The sequence below is a fragment of the Chryseobacterium barbadense genome, from assembly GCF_042849955.1.
GTDB lineage: Bacteria > Bacteroidota > Bacteroidia > Flavobacteriales > Weeksellaceae > Chryseobacterium.
Genome location: NZ_BAAFHL010000012.1, coordinates 33,096 through 49,705 on the forward strand (window position 1 = coordinate 33,096; position 16,610 = coordinate 49,705).

Here is a 16,610-nt window from a genome sequence, read left to right on the forward strand (position 1 = left end):
ATTAGAATTTTACAAATTTAGCAAAAATAATATGTTCACAGGAATTATTGAAGCAGTTGGTGTTATTGAAAAGATAGAAGAAAAAGGAAGTAATATCGATTTTACGCTCACTTGCCCTTTTACCAATGAGTTAAAAATTGATCAAAGTCTGGCGCATAACGGATGCTGCTTAACGGTTGTTGAAATTAAAGGAGACCAGTATGTAGTGACCGCTATCAATGAAACCTTGGAAAAAACCAATCTTGGAAAATGGGAAGTGGGAACTGTGGTGAATCTTGAACGTTGTATGAAAATGGATGGAAGACTGGATGGTCACATCGTTCAGGGGCATGTAGATCAAACAGGGCAGGTAGTCGGAATTGAAAATAAAGACGGAAGCTATTATATTACCATTCAATATGAGACTGACGGAAATTTCGTCACCGTTCCACAAGGCTCAATCACAGTGAATGGAATCAGCCTGACGGTAGCGCATAGTGAGGAATCACGATTTTCTGTTGCTATTATCCCGTATACCTGGGAATTTACAAATATGCAGCATTTGAAAACAAGAGATAAGGTAAATCTGGAATTTGACATTATTGGTAAGTATATTGCTAGGTTAATTAAAAAACAGAATGTCATTTAACAAGTATAAAGGGTATAGTCTTCGAAACCGGGTGTTTTTCGGTTTCTTACTTGTATGTCTCTTAAGCGTGGCTGCTTCTTCGCTGGTTCCTTACTATGTTTTAAGAAATAATTCTTTAGAGCAGAGTGAGATAGATATGCAGGTCAAAACTAACGCGGTGATAAGATATCTGGATTATGCAGTAAGCCGTTCACTTCTTGAAACAAAGGACCTTCCAGAGGTATTAGGGAATAAGATTTACGAAATTGCGGATATCAATCAGCATGATATTATCATCTATGACCTTAAAGGAGATTACCTGCTCTCTAATAAAGAGGAAAATTTAATAGATCAGAAAAAGATACCCATCAATATTGTTAATAAAATTCTGTCTACAGATGCAAGAGTAGATATAAAAGGATATGATAAATCTAAAGATGCTACCCTTACTTCATCATATATGATTTTGAAAAATAATGCTTTAGAGCCTATTGCTATTGTTTATATCCCGTTGTATCATGATGAGTCTGCCTATTTTGAAGTCCTTCATAAATATGTTAAATATATCCTTCTGGTAGATATCTTCCTTATCCTTTTCAGCATCTGGATAAGCTGGGTTACGTCAAACAATCTGGCAAAAACCATTACCAAATTTTCAGATATGATCACAAGGATCACCTTGTTTGAAAATGAACTCCGTCCTATACGATATTATAAAAATGATGAATTGAATGCTTTGGCAAGAGCTTACAACAGGATGATCCTCCAGATTCAGGATCAGAAAGAAAGGCTGCGTTTCAAAGCTTCCGAAGAAGCATGGCGGGAAATGGCAAAACAGGTCGCTCATGAAGTAAAGAATCCGCTTACGCCCATGAAACTGACCATTCAGAATTTTGAAAGAAAATTTGATCCGGAAGATCCTAATATCAGAGAAAGAGTGAAACAGATGAGCAAAACAATGGTGGATCAGATCGACCTTATTGCTACGGTGGCCTCTGCTTTTTCAGAATTTGCCAAACTTCCTGAGAAAAATAATGAAGTAATTAATTTAAATGCCGAAGTGGAAGATATTCTGCGTGTTTTCAATGATGAAAGTATTTTCCTTCATACCAATAAAAATAATATCATGATCAATATGGACAGGATTTACCTTTCCAGGATCATTACCAATCTTGTGACCAATGCAAAGCAGGCGCAGAGTGATGAAAGAAAGCTCATCATCAACGTAGATGTAGAGCAGCATCAGAGACGGGTGATGATTTCCGTTCAGGATAATGGCATCGGTATCCCTGAAAATATGTACGAGAGAATTTTTGAGCCTAATTTCACTTCAAAAAACAGCGGAATGGGACTTGGTTTATCCATGGTTAGAAAAATGGTGGAAGATTATAAAGGCGAAATTTCCGTGAAGTCGGAAGTAGGAAAAGGGTCCACATTCACCATTACATTGCCTACTAATTTATAGTGAAGCCTTTTAAATTTAAACAATTCGAAATTCAGCAGTCTAAGGATGTTTTCCGTGTGGGAACAGACGGTGTTCTTCTCGGCTCTCTTGCCGGTGTGGAGTATGCTTCAAATGTATTGGAAATCGGAACCGGAACCGGTCTGATTTCACTAATGCTGGCTCAAAGAAATTTAAATGCTGAATTTCTGGGAATTGATATTAATGAAGACGCTGTACAGCTTACAAAAACTAACTTCGAGAATTCTGTTTTTAAATCGAGATTAAAAAATATCCTCCAGGATTTTAAAACTTTTGAAACAGAAGAAAAATTCGATCTGATCGTTTCTAACCCGCCTTATTTTGAAGAATCAGATTCGGGGAAAGATAAAATCGCCAGGCAAACCGTAGAGCTGAACTTTAAACAATTGATCTCCAAATCTTCAGCTCTGCTTTCCGAAAAAGGCATTTTGTCAGTCATTATTCCTGCTGAAACTGGAAATGAGTTTGTTGGAATTGCTAAAGAAAATCAATTGTTCCTGAATCGGAAAGTAGATATTAAAGGTATTGAGGGTTCGGCAACAAAAAGGTTCGTTCTTGAATTTTCGCTGCTTGTAAAAGAACTGCAGGAATCTGAACTGATTATAGAAAAAAGTCCGAGACAATACTCGGACCCATATCTTGAACTCACGAAGGAGTTTCATATTTTCGGTAAATAATTATTCAAACAATTCTGTAGTATCTAATACGGAAACTCTTCCGTCCTCACATCTGATTGCTTCTCCCGGGAAATTCTGAATCATATGATAGTCGTGAGTAGCCATTACTACCGCAGCACCATTTTCTTTGGCTACCTGCTTCAGTAATGTCATAATTTCATTGGATGTTTCTGGGTCAAGGTTTCCGGTAGGCTCATCCGCCAAAATAAGATCAGGATGATTTAATAAAGCCCTTGCAATAGCAACACGCTGCTGCTCTCCCCCTGAAAGCTCATGAGGCATTTTATGTTTCTTGCTTTTCATATTCACACTTTCAAGAACCTCATTGATACGCTCATCCATTTTTGCTTTGTCGCTCCACCCTGTGGCTTCAAGAACAAATCTTAAGTTTTTCTCTACCGTTCTGTCTGAAAGCAATTGAAAATCCTGGAAAACAATTCCTAACTTTCTTCTTAAATTAGGTACATCAGACATTTTAAGCTTGGCAAGATCAAATCCTACAACGCTTCCGTGCCCGGATGCTAAAGGAATATGCCCGTATAGTGTTTTTAAAAGTGAGCTTTTGCCGGAACCCGTTTTCCCGATAAGGTAGCAGAATCTGCCTTTTTTGATGTTAAGATTAACGTCAGAAAGAACCGTAAAGTTTTTTTGTGCGATTTTAGCGTGTTGTAAACTTATGATATTATCTCCGGAAATATGGGTGTGTGGCATAATTCAGTTTTAAAAGTACTATTTTTAATTCAAAATTTAAAAATAGAGAAAAGAAATGTAAGGAACCTAAATTTTAGTAAATTTTAACAACAAAAAATGCCTGAAAAACTTCTTTTCAAGCATGATTTGTATATGATAATTCAAGAAATTATCTCTTAGCGCGTGATGCACTTACAGTTAATCTCTTTCTGCCTTTAGCTCTTCTCGCAGCCAAAACTCTTCTTCCATTTGGCGTAGACATTCTTTCTCTGAAACCGTGTTTGTTTCTTCTCTTTCTTTCTGATGGCTGGAATGTTCTTTTACTCATTACTATTATATTTAAATCGTAATTATCTATTTATTTTTCAGGTTGCAAAGATATAGATTTTTTTAAAAGTTACAAACTTTAATTACTTTTTTTTGAAAATATTCGAAATGTTTTTTAAACTGATCGCTGATAAGAGCCGATGGTAAACAGTATTCTTTATATTCAAAAATAAATGGTAATGTTGGTTTAAAAACTTTATCTTTGGAGACTCAAATTTAAACAAAAAATAAACACAGATGATGTTTACACCTGCGGAACTTTTAGAAATTAATGCCCTTCTCTCTCCTGAAAGCAAAATCGTTATTCTGACCCATTATAATCCTGATGGAGATGCTATTGGTTCCAGCTTTGGATTGAAACATTATTTAAAAGCCAAAGGAGTTCATGCAGAGGTGATTGTTCCTAATGATTTTCCGAAGTTTCTGAAATGGATGCCTGAATCGAAAAGGGCTGTCATTGCTGAATATAAAAGGAAAATTGCCTATGATCTTATCAGTGAAGCAGACGTTATTTTTTGTTTGGATTTCAATGCTCCTTCCAGAATCGGAATTGTAGGGGACTGGCTGATTAAAGCGACAGGAAAGAAGATTCTTATCGACCATCATCAGCAGCCTGAGCCGTTCGACTATGTGTATTCAGATACTATTATTCCGGCGACTTCACAAATGATCTATCATTTTATTGAAGCGTTAGGCGATGAAGAGTTGGTCAACAAAGATATGGCTGAATGCCTTTATACAGGAATTATGACAGATACGGGAGGGTTCCGTTTCCGTTCCACCAGTGCCACTACCCACAGGATTATTGCCAATTTAATTGAAAAAGGGGCTGATCCTTCCATGATTACTTCTAATACATGGGATACGAATACGGTTTCCCGTCTTCACCTGCTTTCTTTGATTTTAGGACGAATTGAAGTGGTTCATGACGGAACTGTAGCCGTGTTGTCCTTAACGAGAAAAGAACTGCAGCAATATGGTTTCCAGAAAGGGGATACAGAAGGTTTTGTGAATTACGGGCTGAGTATTATGGGTGTGAAAATGTCTGCCTTCTTTATGGAGGACCTTTATGAAGATTTTATTAAAATTTCTTTCAGAAGTAAAGATGATGTGGATGTAAATCAGTTTTCCAGAAAATATTTTAACGGTGGAGGCCACATCAATGCAGCCGGAGGTAAATCTTATGAATCTTTAGCTGATACTATTGAAACATTTAAGAAGAGGGTGGAAGAGTTTCAGATTTAATCATTGGCGAAATCGCGAAACGGTAAAATTGTAAAATCACAAACAGATTGGTAGAGTTATAACTTTATTTTTTTTGCATTCCTTGAAATCCGGAACCCAAACCTCGTGTCAAACGATGGTCTTTGTATAACCTTTCCCTTCCAGTTCTTTGCAAGTGTATTCATAAACCTGGCTGAACATCTCATCAAGGTTCTTTTTGTTGAACAGACTGAATTTGGTCATTTTCGGAGGGTCGAGAAAAATATCACACAATTTGGCTTTGGAATATACCGATTTGGCAATAGCAAGGTGTAGAATCCTGTCAAATTCTTTCATTAAACTCATATTTGTAAGTCCGTCATAACTGATGGAATTGACATGTGATGCTATTAAAAGATCGCATTTATCAATAATGGGTTCAATAGGAAGATTGTCCAGAACACCGCCGTCAACATAGAGTTTTTCTCCGATTCTTACCGGCGGAAGAACGAATGGTACACTTGAAGAAGCCAAAAGAGGTCCGAAAAGCTCTCCTTCAGAGAAAAAATCAACAATTCCGTGCGTTAATTCTGTTGCCGCTACATATACGGGAATTTTTAAAACGCTGAAATTGTCTTCGGGAAAATGATCTTTGAATAATTTTAGAATAAAGTTAGAGCTGAATATCCCATTTTTTGAAAGCCTTAAATAAGAACGCGAAAAAAAAGTGGTTTGCTTCACGATCTCTATCATTTCATCCGGAGTTTTCCCTAAAGAATAAAAGGCCCCGATAATAGATCCCGCACTCGTTCCTGAGATGATTTGAGGTTTCAGGTTATATTCTTCCAAAGCTTTCAATACAGCGATATGGGCAATTCCACGCATGCCGCCACCGGAAAGTGTCAGTCCGATAACAGGTTTCTTTTTTTTGAAAGAAAATAGCCCCATATTAAAGAACTAATTTTTTCGGCAGGTTATGAAGGAGCTCGGTGTTAATGATCTCTGCGCAGATGCAGGGCTTTTCCCAGTGTCCGTTGTGCCCGCAGTCCAGAACATAGGACTTGATGTTGGTTCTGTCCGGAAGATTTTTTATGGTATTTTCGGTTTTAACTGCATTGTCATGCTTGCCTGCTAATACTAAGATCTTGGCTTCGAGGTTTTCCAGGACATGTTTTTTATCTGTCCTTTCCACCATTCCTTTCACGCAGGCCAAAGCGCCTAAATTGTTGGTAGAAAGTGCTATTTGTAAAGCGGTTTCTATTTTTCCTTCCAGAACATCCCTTTCATTGGGATTGAATAAATTCGGAATTCCTGCCCTCGCATAATTGGAGTAAGCTTCCCTGATGATCCTGTAGCTTTTTATCCGTTGTAGCTTTTTCTCCTCATCATCGGGGAAATAGGTGGAGAAAAATAAAGTGAGACTTTTAAGAGTTTGAGGATATTTCTCAGCAAAAGCCAAGGAGGTATAACCACCCATAGAATGTCCCAACAAATGTATTTTGGTGAGATTTTGATCATCTAAAACTTTTTTTACTTCCTCAGCCATAAGCTCCATGGTATGGACCTCTGCTAAAATATCGGATTGTCCGTGGCCGGGGAGATCAATTTTTAAAAGAGAGAAATTTTCGGAAAGACGGGGCTCCATATCATCCCAGATGGAAATATTTTCCATAAAACCGTGAAGCAGTACCAGTGTTTCTTTTCCGTTTCCTTTTCTTTCAAAGTGTAGCATGATCTCAAAATTAAAATAGGGATATGAATAATGATCTGCAAATCCTGAACCATTACGTTAGAATAAAACAGATCACTCAAATTTAAATAAAAAAGAGCATTTGTTAAAATGCTCCCTTCTTTTATTTTGTCAGTTCGTTATAAATCTTCTGTTCCCACGGCTTTATATCGGTGACTCCGTAGCGTTCTTTTTTAGCGATAGAGATATTATCCAGCATATCTACGAAGTTTTTATAACTGGATTCATCGGTAGGTTTAATGATCACTGTGAAAATTTCTTTTTTAGGAGCTTTATTATAAGCTTCTGCGATCAATTTGGGTACATTCATTCCGCTAAGGTCTGTTTCTTTTAAATTACTAGTGTTTAAATTCTCTGCAGAGTTTTGATGGTAAAATATGCGGTTGTCTTTTCCAAGAATGAAGGTGATTTGATTTCTTTCATCAATAGGCGGTGTATTGATTGGTTTTGGGTTTGGATCTTTTGCTGGCAGTCCCAAATCCATTACATTGGGTTTCGTAAAATTGGTAGTGAACATAAAAAAGGTAATTAATAAAAAACCTAGGTCCACCATTGGAGTCATGTCGATACGGATCAGTTTTTTTCTTTGTTTTCCGCCTTGTTTCTCTTGTGCAATAACTTCAGCCATAATTTATATTTTTAAATGTTAAACGGTACGTGATTATGGGAATCAATACAAAGTTGATGCCTAAAATTTAAAAATGACAACAAATAATTTGTTTTATTGGTTATTTAATACATAAAAACCTCATGAAAATAAAAATTCATAAGGTTTTATAATATTTTAAGAATGTGGAAATTTATTTTTTGATAATTAATTTTTCAGAAAGAATACTTTTTTCTTCACTGTTAATTTGAACGATATACACTCCGCTTGCAAATGTTGAGGTTTCAATGGAAATATTTGTCTGAGAATATTTTTTGCTGAAAACCTTTCTTCCTGCACCATCAAAAATAGTCACTATGCTTTCTTTCGGAAGATGATTGATATGGACAAAATCTTTTGTCGGGTTAGGATACAATATTGGTTTTTCAGGAGCATTATTCTCCATGGTTCCTAATTCTTTAGATCCGCTTAACTTTAGAATCCAAAAATCAAGTTGTCCATGGTTTCCGGTAACATCCCCGTTATTGGGATTTGTGTTTGAATATCCTGCTACAGCTAATCCACCATCTGTGGTAGAAATAATGCTATAAGCTGCCTCGTTTCCACTTCCACCATATGATTTATGCCATAATAAGTTTCCTAAAGTGTCTAATTTTACTATCCAATATTGTGTAGAAGCTAAAGGCTCAGATTCGGCAACTCCGGTATTTGAAGAGAGGTATCCTGTAGCGATATAGTTTCCGTCCGGGGTTTGTTTTACTGAATAAGCCTGATCATAAGTGACGCTTCCCAAGGCTTTTTCCCATTGTAGATTACCTAATGCATCCAGCTTAATAATCCAGAAATCTCCTTGTCCGTTATTAAAACTTATATTTCCATTGATAGAAGTAGTAGTACCCGATACAATGTAACCGCTGTCCGAAGTTTGATGTATGGAATAAGCATTATCCTCTCCTGAACCACCGAAACGTTTTTCCCATGTAATGTTACCCGTATTTCCGAGTTTTACAATCCAAAAATCTCGTCCTGATCCGAGAGCGGCACTAGATACGTCTCCGCTGTTTGAAGAATAGGTATCTCCCGATACAATATACCCTCCGTCACTAGTCTGCTGAATTTCAAAAGCCCTTTCATTACTGGTTCCACCAAGAGCTTTTTGCCATTGTAAATTTCCTGAAGAGTCTAATTTTACTACCCAGTAATCGGTTGTGTTTTGACTGTGATTTCCGGTAATGTCTCCATTGCTTGAACTCGAATATCCAGTTACGATATATCCTCCGTCGGTAGTTTGCTTCACAGAGGTTGCAATGTCTGGAGCTTGACCACCATATGTTTTTTGCCAGACTATATTTCCGAGTGCATCTAGTTTTACAATCCAGTAATCTGAAGATCCTTTGTTCAGGGTAATGTCTCCATTAGAGGAGTTGGTGAATCCTGCGATAACATATCCTCCGTCTGAGGTAGTACAGATGGAGTTTGCCTGATCGTCGCCAGATCCGCCAAGAGACTTTTGCCACTGAAAAGTTCCTAAAGCATCCATTTTCACTACCCAGAAATCATTATCTCCCTGATTTATGGTTGCATTTCCATCAGAAGATTTTGAAAATCCAGCAGTGATGTATCCTCCGTCCGGAGTTTGTATAATAGATTTTGCAGTTTCGTTATTTGATCCCCCAAAAGATTTTTGCCATTGGATGGTAGGAATCTGAGATTTTGCAACTGATGAAAGCAATAAAATTAAAAGAATAGATTTTAAATATTTCATAAGTATTTAAATTAATGTTGGTTAGCTAAATTTAAATAAATTTATTCATATCTTAATAAATAATTGAAAATTTGAACGGATTCTATTAAACAAAACAAAAAACTCACACTTTTCAGTATGAGTTTTTTAAATATATTTTGGTGAAATTATTTATTGTTTTTGAAATAATTAACTCCACATTCTAAGAATTTCTTAAAATCCTCTTTAGGCATATATCCTGAAACCGGAGTATTGATTACTTTACCATCAGGAGTTACGAGAACATAATGAGGCTGGGAGTTATTGTTGAAATTCACCTGTTGGAACAGGCTCCATCTGTCACCGATCGTTTTTACTTTCTTCACCTGTCCGTCTCCAAGATCAATTTTGGTTTGCTGATCTTCAGGAAGCTCTTCTTTATCATCAACGTAAAGAGAAGCCAAAACCACGTCATTTTGAAGAATAGGAAGGATATCCGGCTCACTCCATACAAATTCCTCCATTTTCCTACAGTTTTCACAGCCGTATCCTGTGAAATCTATTAGAATGGGTTTGTTCTCCTGTTTGGCAATTTGAATGGCTTTAAAGAAATCATGTTCAGGATGCATTCCTAAAATCCCATCTTTCTCATCATGGAAATAGCTCACATTCAAGGGAGGCAAGATTCCACTTAATAACTGAAGCTTTGGACGGTCTGAAGGAATTAAACCCTGGATCAGGTAGATCACAAAACCAATTCCCAAAGCGCCTAAGATTTTTCTGGTAATAGAAATTTTAGGTTTTTTATCATCATGTGGGAACCTGATCAATCCGAACAAATATAAAGCCAATCCAATTGCAATGATGATCCAGATGACAATGAACAATTCTCTTTTTAATAAGAATGTTTTAGAAACCAGATCTGCTTTGGACAAGAATTTCAATGCTAAAGCCAGTTCCACAAAACCAAGAACTACTTTTACGGTATTCATCCATCCTCCGGATTTAGGCAGACTTTGTAAAGCTTGCGGGAATAATGCTAATAGTCCGAAAACAATAGCCCAGGCCAATCCGAATCCGGCCAACGCAAAAGTAAGCAGCATCGGAACGTTTGCAGAACCCGTCACAGCACTTCCCAATAAGCTTCCCAAAATAGGACCTGTACAAGAGAAGGAAACAATTACCAGAGTCAATGCCATAAAGAAAATACCGATCAACCCGCCCGCTTCTTCTGCTTTAGAAGATTTATTGGCAATAGAGCTAGGCAGCGTAATATCATAATATCCGAAAAAACTTCCGGCAAAGAAAATAAATATGATAAAGAATACGATATTCAGCCATACGCTTGTAGAAATTTCATTGAAAATATTTCCTGCAATTCCGTCGATCAAATGGAAGGGTACACTTAGTAAAACAAAAATTAAAAGGATGAAAAAACCATAAATAAGGGCATCTCTTTTTCCTTTTGCCTTGTTTTTATTTCCTTTGGTAAAGAACGAAACTGTTAAAGGGATCATAGGGAAAACACAAGGCGTCAGTAAAGCGATCAAACCTCCGATAAATCCTAAGAACAAGTACGTCCAGTAGTTTTCATCCACCTTTTCAGAAGTTGTTCCACAGTTGGTTAAAGGCTTTTTGAAATCCAAGGTTTCAATCTTTAATTGCTTTGGATCAAGTTGCGAGTTTTCAGTAACGGTTACCGTGGCATTCGCAGGAGCTACAACTGTTACTTCCGCAGATTTTACAGAATCTTTTGTGGTCTCTGTTTGAGTCTCTTCTGTTTCTTCCGGAGCTCCTTTTGGAGTTACTTTTTGATTGAATTCTAAGGTGTTTGGAGCTAAACAAACCCTGTCATCACAAGTCTGATAGGTGATCTCTGAAGTTATATCCGCCGGTTTTGCAGGATCTTTTAGTTTAAATTTTTGTTTGAAACCGGCCGTATTAGAGTAATACACAATTGTACCTCCAAAAGCTTCGGAAAATTCTTCATGCTTTTTCCCTACTTCGGTAAACTTTCCGACCAGCTCTATATTTTGTCCTGAAACTTTATATTCAGTCGGGATTCCGGTATCCGGCGGAAGATCTTTGGAATAAATATGCCATCCGCTTTCCATGGTAGCATTCAAAACAGCTTCATACTGATTGTTACCTAAATCGTTGATTGTGAATTTAAATTTTACAGGATTTTTTATTTGTGCATTGATTCCTGAGAATAAGAATAACAGGATTAATAAAAACCAGTTTCTGAATTTCATTTTACTTTTCATTAAAAATTTTGAGAATATATTTCGTTTTCTCATCCTTCGCGTATCTTCTGTCCTGTCGGAAAGGAATAACACCAAGAACCGCATTATTACTGTCCGTCAGCAACCAGATTTTTTGCTTTGCTAAAATAGATAATTTTTCGTCCCTAAAAAATTTAGAGACCTTCTTTTTGCCGGAAAACCCGGACGGATAAAAAACATCCCCTTCCTGTTGTTTTCTTAATTGCAATGGGAAATGCAGTTTCTCAGCATCAAAATCCCATTCAAAATCCTTATTGATTTCTTCAATATCTTCCATAAGATCCTTAAGATTGATATTGATCTGATTTTCCGAAAAATCAAAATTTCCAATAAGGACTATTTCCTCCTTGGGAGTATTTTTTACATTTCTGTCGAATAAAATCAGTTCATCTCTTCCGGTTTTCAATTCGAAATCTCTGGAAAAAAAAGAGCTTCCGTTTTCAGCCCTGAAGATTTTAAGAATTTCTTCTTCCTGATCAAAACCGTATTTTTTTAAGATCTCGAATTGTACAAAACTGTTTTCCCGAGAAAGTTTTTCTTTGGATAAGATAATATGGTCATGGTTAAATGTCGAAATTTTTTTTTCCGTCTTTCTGACCTGCTGTTGAACGAAATCTTTCGTTTGATTCAGATAAGACATGCTTTTTTTGAAATTTTCCAGAAAATGATCATTAGTTTCTAAAAGCTTCGGGACAATTTCATTCCGGATTTTATTTCTTAAATAGTCATTTTTTTTATTGGAAACATCCTCACGGTATTCAATAGCATTTGTTTGAGCAAACTCATAAATTTCCTGCTTTGAAAACGCTAAAAGTGGACGCAGAATCTTATTGTCATTGGCAGGTATTCCGGATAGCCCTTTAATTCCCGATGCTTTTGAGAGATTGATGATGAATGTTTCAAGCTGGTCGTTCAGATGATGGGCGGTAACCAGAAACTCAAGCTTTTCATTGTGCTGGATTTGTTTAAAAAAAGCATATCGGATTTCTCTCGCCCAAAGTTGAATGGAATTTTCAGGCTTTTGATCTATCTCTGAGACTTCGTATAGATGGAATCGGATATGATGCTTTTCACAGAAATCCTGAACGGTTTTTTGATCCAGGTCAGCATCTTCTCCACGAAGCTTATAGTTAACATGAGCCACCTGAAACTCGCCCCCCGAATCCCGAATTTCCAAAAACAATGAAGCTAAAACCATAGAATCGGCACCCCCGCTCACCGCCAAAAGATAGGCGTGATTTTCAGGAGAACTAATAAGTCCCTTTAGCTCATTTTTGAAACTTTTCCTTTCCAGCATGGAGATGTAGAATTTCTTTTATGCAAAGATAATCCATATAATTCAATTGAATTTCCCTAACTTTGATTCGTCTAAAACAGATTACTTATGAAGATATTTAAAATTTTAGCAGTTTCTGCAATGGTGTTGGGAATGACATCTTGTATCAGTAAAAAGCAATATGATGCTTTAAATACCAATTATAAGCAGTGTATTGAAAATATTGGTGAAAGACAACGGGAAATTCAGGATTTAAAAGCTCAGAACTCTGCATTGTCGGGTGAAAACAATCTATTGAAAAGTCAGCATGATGCATTAAAATCGTCTTTGGATGCATGTCTGGCCAACAGTGGCAAGAGTTCAGCGAATATTGATAAGCTGGTAGGTGAAATCAATGCTTCTAATTCTTATATTAAACAATTGATTTCAAGCAATGCTAAAAATGATAGCTTAAATCTGGCTTTATCCAACAAACTGAAAAGATCTTTGGATAATGTAGCCGATGATGATGTTCAGGTAAAAGTTCTTAAAGGTGTTGTGATGATCTCTCTTTCAGATAAAATGCTATATAAAACAGGAGATTACAATGTATTGCCTGCTGCACAGGAAGTTCTGGGCAAAGTGGCTAAGGTGATCAATGATTATGATAAATATTCGGTATTAATTGAAGGAAATACGGATAATGCACCGTTAAATTCTGCGAATCTGCCAAGAGATAACTGGGATCTTTCAGCTTTAAGAGGTACAGCAATTGCTAAGATCTTACAGACACAGTTTGGAGTAGACCCTTCAAGAATTACAGCTGGAGGGCGTTCTGAGTACAATCCCAAAGCAACCAATATGAGTGTTTCCGGAAGAGCTGAAAACAGAAGAACAGAAATTATCATTATGCCTAAGCTTGATGAATTCATGAAACTTATGGACATTGCTCCGAAGAAATAAATGATCTGTTCACAATAAAAAATAATCCCGGAATTTTCCGGGATTATTTTTTCAATTAAATTAATTCTTCTTTTTTGAGTAAAGAAATAATTCTGTGAAAAAATGAATTGGATATTTCTGTTGTGTTTTCAGGCGAAGTAAGATTCGAAGGATAATTTTTTCTGATTATTTGATTTTTAGTTTTCTTTTTAACAGTTTTTTGAGCATCCATAATTATTTTCTGTTCTTAGTTTGTTTGCAGCAAAGATATTTAAGAAATCCTTATAAAACTATCCGTGTTTTTACGGTAGTTTTTTTGAATAGTTTTTAAAGGATAATGTTAGTGTGGTAAATAAGTTATTTGAGTAATTGTTTGATTAGTAAAATAATATGTATATTTAATTCCCATTAAAAGGAAATAATATAGAGGTGTCCGAAAATCTAAAGAGTAGGAATTAAAACTAAATCAAAATGATATGAAAAATTTAAAAAAACTTTCAAGAAAAGAAATGAAAACCGTAAAGGGAGCATCTGATGATTGCAATCCAATAATTATTTGCTATACTGACAGCGATTGCTGCCCTGGCTGGATGTGTGGTGGACCAAGACAATATTGCATAGCAATATAATGTATAATTTTTCTACATGTAAAAAGTGTAGAGCTGTCTAACAAAGGGGAGATTAATTTCTCCCTTTGTTGTTGATAAAATGTTTATATGACTAAGTAATGTTAGGGTAACAAAAGCTAAAATAAATTTTAAAAATTCTTAAGTTTGTTTAAATAAAAATTTTATGAGCTTTTTCGAAGAAAAAAATCCGGAAATGGACAGATATCTGGAAACTCATGCTTCTTCTGAGCCGGAAATTCTTCGGAAACTGCGAAGGGAGACCTTTCAGAAGACTACACAGCCGCATATGATTTCAGGATATCAGCAGGGAAGACTTTTAACAATGATCTCTCAGATGGTAAAGCCTCAAAACGTATTAGAAATAGGCACTTTTACCGGATATGCAACTCTTTGTCTGACAGAAGGACTTGCTGAAGGAGGTAAAATAACTACCTTGGATGTGAATGAAGATCTGGCTTATCTGCCTGAAAAGTATTTTGGCGAGAGTAAATATTCTGCTCAGATTAATTTCAAATTGCAGGATGCTAAAGAATTTCTGCGGGAAACTGATGAGGTTTTTGATCTTGTTTTTATAGATGCAGATAAGGAAAATTATGTGGAATATTTTAAGCTGATCAAGCCCAGAACAAAATCCGGATCGGTGGTCATGTTTGATAACGTTCTCTGGTATGGAAAAGTGCTGGAAGAAAATCCTAAGCAGAAATCAACTCAAATCATCAAAGAACTGAATGATTTGATCGCAAAGGATGATGATTTTGAAAATCTTATTTTACCTTTGCGTGACGGAGTGAACTTCCTTAGGAGGAAGTAATTAATATTCAAAGATTAAAATAAAGATTCACCTGTCTCTAATTTTTTTAATCTTTAAATCATTCAATCTTTTAATAGATAATTAATGAATAAAGGAATTTGTATAGTTACGGTAGCACCGGTTCGTGCGGAAAATTCTGACAAGGCGGAAATCGTTACGGAAATATTGTTTGGAGAAAGTGCGGATATTTTGGAAGTAGATAAAAACTGGACTAAAATAAAGATGCACTATGATGGTTATGAAGGCTGGATGGACACCAAACAAATAAAGCCGGTAACCGATGAAGAGCTGTCTAAAAGAAAAGTGACGGTTGTTACCGAAGACTTTTCTTCTGTAATTATGAATGACGGGAAAATCCTGCTTTCCATGGGCTCTGAAGTAGAGTTTCCTGTAGTAGCGTCAAGGCGAAGTCATGATGTTCGGGAAAGTATTGCACTAACAGCGAAAGAATTCATCAACGTTCCGTATTTGTGGGGTGGAAAAAGTTTTTTTGCGGTAGACTGCTCCGGATTTACACAATTGGTATATAAGATCCACAATATTAAACTTCCCAGAGATACCTATCAGCAGGCTGAGGTGGGAGAAGCATTGAGCTTTGTGGAAGAAAGCCAACCGGGGGATTTGGCCTTTTTTGAAAATGCTGAAGGCAGGATTATTCATGTGGGAATTATGCTGGATAATCAGAAAATCATCCATGCATCAGGAAAAGTAAGGATAGATACATTGGACTCCACAGGGATCTTTAATAAAGAACTGAATAAGCACACTCATAAGCTAAGAGTGATTAAAAACGTTCTTTGATTATGAAAATTTCCAGTGTATTGTTAACCGTAAATATTCTTTTGCTTATTTCTATTTGGGTATTTATAGGAATAGAATATGCCGGTTTACCTGAAACAGTACCTTCTCATTTCGCTGTAAACGGAAGTGTAGACGGCGAAAGTGAAAAGAGAGCGATCTGGTTTTTACCCGCTGTGGCAACTTTTATATTTTTACTATTGGTGGGAATTCCAAAAGATCCGGGCTCCCCTTTGCTGAATGTTCCCGATAGCTATCGGAACAAAGAAAGTTTAAAGCGGCTTATGTACAGCATATTGCTTCCCGTTTTACTTTTATTTGCAGATGCGATTGTAGAAAGTGTTTGGGTTGCTCAGGGAAAACTGAAAGAAATGACGAATACTGTCTTTGTTTTATTAAGCCTTTTATTTATTGTGATTGGGGTGAATATATTTCTGATGATTAAAAAAGGGAAATCTGAGAAATCTTAAACCGGCAATGATACATTCAAAAAAAAATTCTGAGCATTATATTTGGGGGGACGGCTGTGATAGCTGGGTTCTTAGGGATGCTCAGAACTTATCCGTAAAGCAGGAGAAAATGCCATCCGGAACTTCGGAAAAACTTCATTTCCATGAGTATGCGGAACAATTCTTCTATATTTTGAAAGGGGATGCCGTTTTTTATCTGAATGATGAAAAAGTTTTCGTCAAAACTGGTGAAAGTATTTCCATCTTACCCGGATCCGGACACAAAATTTCCAATGAAACTTCAGAAGATCTGGAATTTCTGGTTATTTCCAGTCCTTCTACGAATAACGACAGAATTGAAACCCAATAATAGC

18 protein-coding genes are annotated in these 16,610 nt (G+C 36.3%); 10 read left to right on the forward strand and 8 right to left on the reverse strand.

Annotated features, from left to right (window positions below; all coding sequences use genetic code 11):
- The first annotated feature begins 31 nt into the window (after positions 1-31).
- The 3 genes from ACGHIN_RS07225 to ACGHIN_RS07235 are packed head-to-tail and all read left to right on the forward strand — an operon-like array spanning position 32 to position 2,767.
- The gene (locus ACGHIN_RS07225; protein WP_390452147.1) at positions 32-628 is read left to right on the forward strand and encodes a riboflavin synthase; all 597 of its coding nucleotides are present in this window, start codon (positions 32-34) and stop codon (positions 626-628) included.
- On the forward strand, positions 618-2,072 hold the full coding sequence (locus ACGHIN_RS07230; protein ID WP_390452148.1) for a sensor histidine kinase: 1,455 nt from the start codon (positions 618-620) through the stop codon (positions 2,070-2,072). Before ACGHIN_RS07225 ends, ACGHIN_RS07230 begins: the two co-directional genes overlap by 11 nt.
- Positions 2,072-2,767, forward strand: a complete 696-nt coding sequence (locus ACGHIN_RS07235; RefSeq protein ID WP_390452150.1) for a tRNA1(Val) (adenine(37)-N6)-methyltransferase — start codon at positions 2,072-2,074, stop codon at positions 2,765-2,767. The genes ACGHIN_RS07230 and ACGHIN_RS07235 overlap by 1 nt, the downstream gene beginning before the upstream one ends.
- On the opposite strand, the gene ACGHIN_RS07240 is transcribed toward ACGHIN_RS07235, so the two are convergent.
- Entirely contained in the window at positions 2,768-3,478 is a 711-nt protein-coding gene (locus tag ACGHIN_RS07240) for a cell division ATP-binding protein FtsE (protein ID WP_390452152.1), read from the reverse strand.
- Between the two features lie 148 nt (positions 3,479-3,626).
- Positions 3,627-3,785, reverse strand: coding sequence for a 50S ribosomal protein L34 (gene rpmH / locus ACGHIN_RS07245; protein ID WP_076443849.1), 159 nt, complete (start codon positions 3,783-3,785; stop codon positions 3,627-3,629).
- Positions 3,786-4,024: 239 nt separating this feature from the next.
- On the opposite strand from rpmH, the gene ACGHIN_RS07250 reads away from it, so the two are divergent.
- Positions 4,025-5,029 (forward strand): DHH family phosphoesterase, encoded by a 1,005-nt coding sequence (locus ACGHIN_RS07250; RefSeq protein WP_390452212.1) that lies wholly within the window; start codon positions 4,025-4,027, stop codon positions 5,027-5,029.
- 108 nt (positions 5,030-5,137) lie between these two features.
- On the opposite strand, the gene ACGHIN_RS07255 is transcribed toward ACGHIN_RS07250, so the two are convergent.
- The 6 genes from ACGHIN_RS07255 to tilS all read right to left on the reverse strand — a co-directional run bounded on the left by ACGHIN_RS07255 (position 5,138) and on the right by tilS (position 12,649).
- Positions 5,138-5,935, reverse strand: coding sequence for a patatin-like phospholipase family protein (locus ACGHIN_RS07255; protein ID WP_390452155.1), 798 nt, complete (start codon positions 5,933-5,935; stop codon positions 5,138-5,140).
- 1 nt (position 5,936) lies between these two features.
- Positions 5,937-6,719: an alpha/beta fold hydrolase gene (locus ACGHIN_RS07260; protein WP_390452157.1), complete on the reverse strand. Its 783-nt coding sequence runs from the start codon at positions 6,717-6,719 to the stop codon at positions 5,937-5,939.
- Positions 6,720-6,840: 121 nt separating this feature from the next.
- Positions 6,841-7,365, reverse strand: coding sequence for an ExbD/TolR family protein (locus ACGHIN_RS07265; RefSeq protein WP_390452158.1), 525 nt, complete (start codon positions 7,363-7,365; stop codon positions 6,841-6,843).
- A gap of 172 nt (positions 7,366-7,537) precedes the next feature.
- Complete coding sequence (locus ACGHIN_RS07270; protein ID WP_390452160.1) at positions 7,538-9,109, reverse strand: T9SS type A sorting domain-containing protein; 1,572 nt, start codon at positions 9,107-9,109, stop codon at positions 7,538-7,540.
- A gap of 146 nt (positions 9,110-9,255) precedes the next feature.
- Positions 9,256-11,322, reverse strand: coding sequence for a protein-disulfide reductase DsbD family protein (locus tag ACGHIN_RS07275; RefSeq protein ID WP_390452213.1), 2,067 nt, complete (start codon positions 11,320-11,322; stop codon positions 9,256-9,258).
- A 1-nt stretch (position 11,323) separates the two neighbouring features.
- The gene (tilS, locus tag ACGHIN_RS07280; protein WP_390452162.1) at positions 11,324-12,649 is read right to left on the reverse strand and encodes a tRNA lysidine(34) synthetase TilS; all 1,326 of its coding nucleotides are present in this window, start codon (positions 12,647-12,649) and stop codon (positions 11,324-11,326) included.
- Positions 12,650-12,736: 87 nt separating this feature from the next.
- On the opposite strand from tilS, the gene ACGHIN_RS07285 reads away from it, so the two are divergent.
- From ACGHIN_RS07285 to ACGHIN_RS07310, 6 genes are all read left to right on the forward strand, one after another.
- Complete coding sequence (locus ACGHIN_RS07285; RefSeq protein ID WP_123263469.1) at positions 12,737-13,570, forward strand: OmpA family protein; 834 nt, start codon at positions 12,737-12,739, stop codon at positions 13,568-13,570.
- Positions 13,571-14,025: 455 nt separating this feature from the next.
- On the forward strand, positions 14,026-14,178 hold the full coding sequence (locus ACGHIN_RS07290) for a CCPGW family putative bacteriocin (RefSeq protein WP_390452164.1): 153 nt from the start codon (positions 14,026-14,028) through the stop codon (positions 14,176-14,178).
- A gap of 163 nt (positions 14,179-14,341) precedes the next feature.
- Complete coding sequence (locus ACGHIN_RS07295; RefSeq protein ID WP_390452166.1) at positions 14,342-14,989, forward strand: O-methyltransferase; 648 nt, start codon at positions 14,342-14,344, stop codon at positions 14,987-14,989.
- An 84-nt stretch (positions 14,990-15,073) separates the two neighbouring features.
- A complete protein-coding gene (locus ACGHIN_RS07300) occupies positions 15,074-15,790 on the forward strand; it encodes a C40 family peptidase (protein ID WP_390452168.1) in 717 nt (238 codons plus the stop codon).
- A gap of 2 nt (positions 15,791-15,792) precedes the next feature.
- Positions 15,793-16,257, forward strand: a complete 465-nt coding sequence (locus ACGHIN_RS07305) for a DUF1648 domain-containing protein (protein WP_390452170.1) — start codon at positions 15,793-15,795, stop codon at positions 16,255-16,257.
- A gap of 7 nt (positions 16,258-16,264) precedes the next feature.
- Positions 16,265-16,606, forward strand: coding sequence for a cupin domain-containing protein (locus ACGHIN_RS07310; RefSeq protein WP_390452172.1), 342 nt, complete (start codon positions 16,265-16,267; stop codon positions 16,604-16,606).
- Positions 16,607-16,610: the final 4 nt, after the last annotated feature.

Excerpts from the sequence above, each read along its gene's own strand:
- ACGHIN_RS07225 (WP_390452147.1), top strand. The coding sequence starts at position 32 with ATGTTCACAGGAATTATTGAAGCAGTTGGTGTTATTGAAAAGATAGAA.
- ACGHIN_RS07230 (WP_390452148.1), top strand. The coding sequence starts at position 618 with ATGTCATTTAACAAGTATAAAGGGTATAGTCTTCGAAACCGGGTGTTT.
- ACGHIN_RS07240 (WP_390452152.1), bottom strand. The coding sequence starts at position 3,478 with ATGCCACACACCCATATTTCCGGAGATAATATCATAAGTTTACAACAC.
- rpmH (WP_076443849.1), bottom strand. The coding sequence starts at position 3,785 with ATGAGTAAAAGAACATTCCAGCCATCAGAAAGAAAGAGAAGAAACAAA.
- ACGHIN_RS07250 (WP_390452212.1), top strand. The coding sequence starts at position 4,025 with ATGTTTACACCTGCGGAACTTTTAGAAATTAATGCCCTTCTCTCTCCT.
- ACGHIN_RS07255 (WP_390452155.1), bottom strand. The coding sequence starts at position 5,935 with ATGGGGCTATTTTCTTTCAAAAAAAAGAAACCTGTTATCGGACTGACA.
- ACGHIN_RS07260 (WP_390452157.1), bottom strand. The coding sequence starts at position 6,719 with ATGCTACACTTTGAAAGAAAAGGAAACGGAAAAGAAACACTGGTACTG.
- ACGHIN_RS07265 (WP_390452158.1), bottom strand. The coding sequence starts at position 7,365 with ATGGCTGAAGTTATTGCACAAGAGAAACAAGGCGGAAAACAAAGAAAA.
- ACGHIN_RS07270 (WP_390452160.1), bottom strand. The coding sequence starts at position 9,109 with ATGAAATATTTAAAATCTATTCTTTTAATTTTATTGCTTTCATCAGTT.
- ACGHIN_RS07275 (WP_390452213.1), bottom strand. The coding sequence starts at position 11,322 with ATGAAATTCAGAAACTGGTTTTTATTAATCCTGTTATTCTTATTCTCA.
- tilS (WP_390452162.1), bottom strand. The coding sequence starts at position 12,649 with ATGCTGGAAAGGAAAAGTTTCAAAAATGAGCTAAAGGGACTTATTAGT.
- ACGHIN_RS07285 (WP_123263469.1), top strand. The coding sequence starts at position 12,737 with ATGAAGATATTTAAAATTTTAGCAGTTTCTGCAATGGTGTTGGGAATG.
- ACGHIN_RS07290 (WP_390452164.1), top strand. The coding sequence starts at position 14,026 with ATGAAAAATTTAAAAAAACTTTCAAGAAAAGAAATGAAAACCGTAAAG.
- ACGHIN_RS07295 (WP_390452166.1), top strand. The coding sequence starts at position 14,342 with ATGAGCTTTTTCGAAGAAAAAAATCCGGAAATGGACAGATATCTGGAA.
- ACGHIN_RS07300 (WP_390452168.1), top strand. The coding sequence starts at position 15,074 with ATGAATAAAGGAATTTGTATAGTTACGGTAGCACCGGTTCGTGCGGAA.
- ACGHIN_RS07305 (WP_390452170.1), top strand. The coding sequence starts at position 15,793 with ATGAAAATTTCCAGTGTATTGTTAACCGTAAATATTCTTTTGCTTATT.
- ACGHIN_RS07310 (WP_390452172.1), top strand. The coding sequence starts at position 16,265 with ATGATACATTCAAAAAAAAATTCTGAGCATTATATTTGGGGGGACGGC.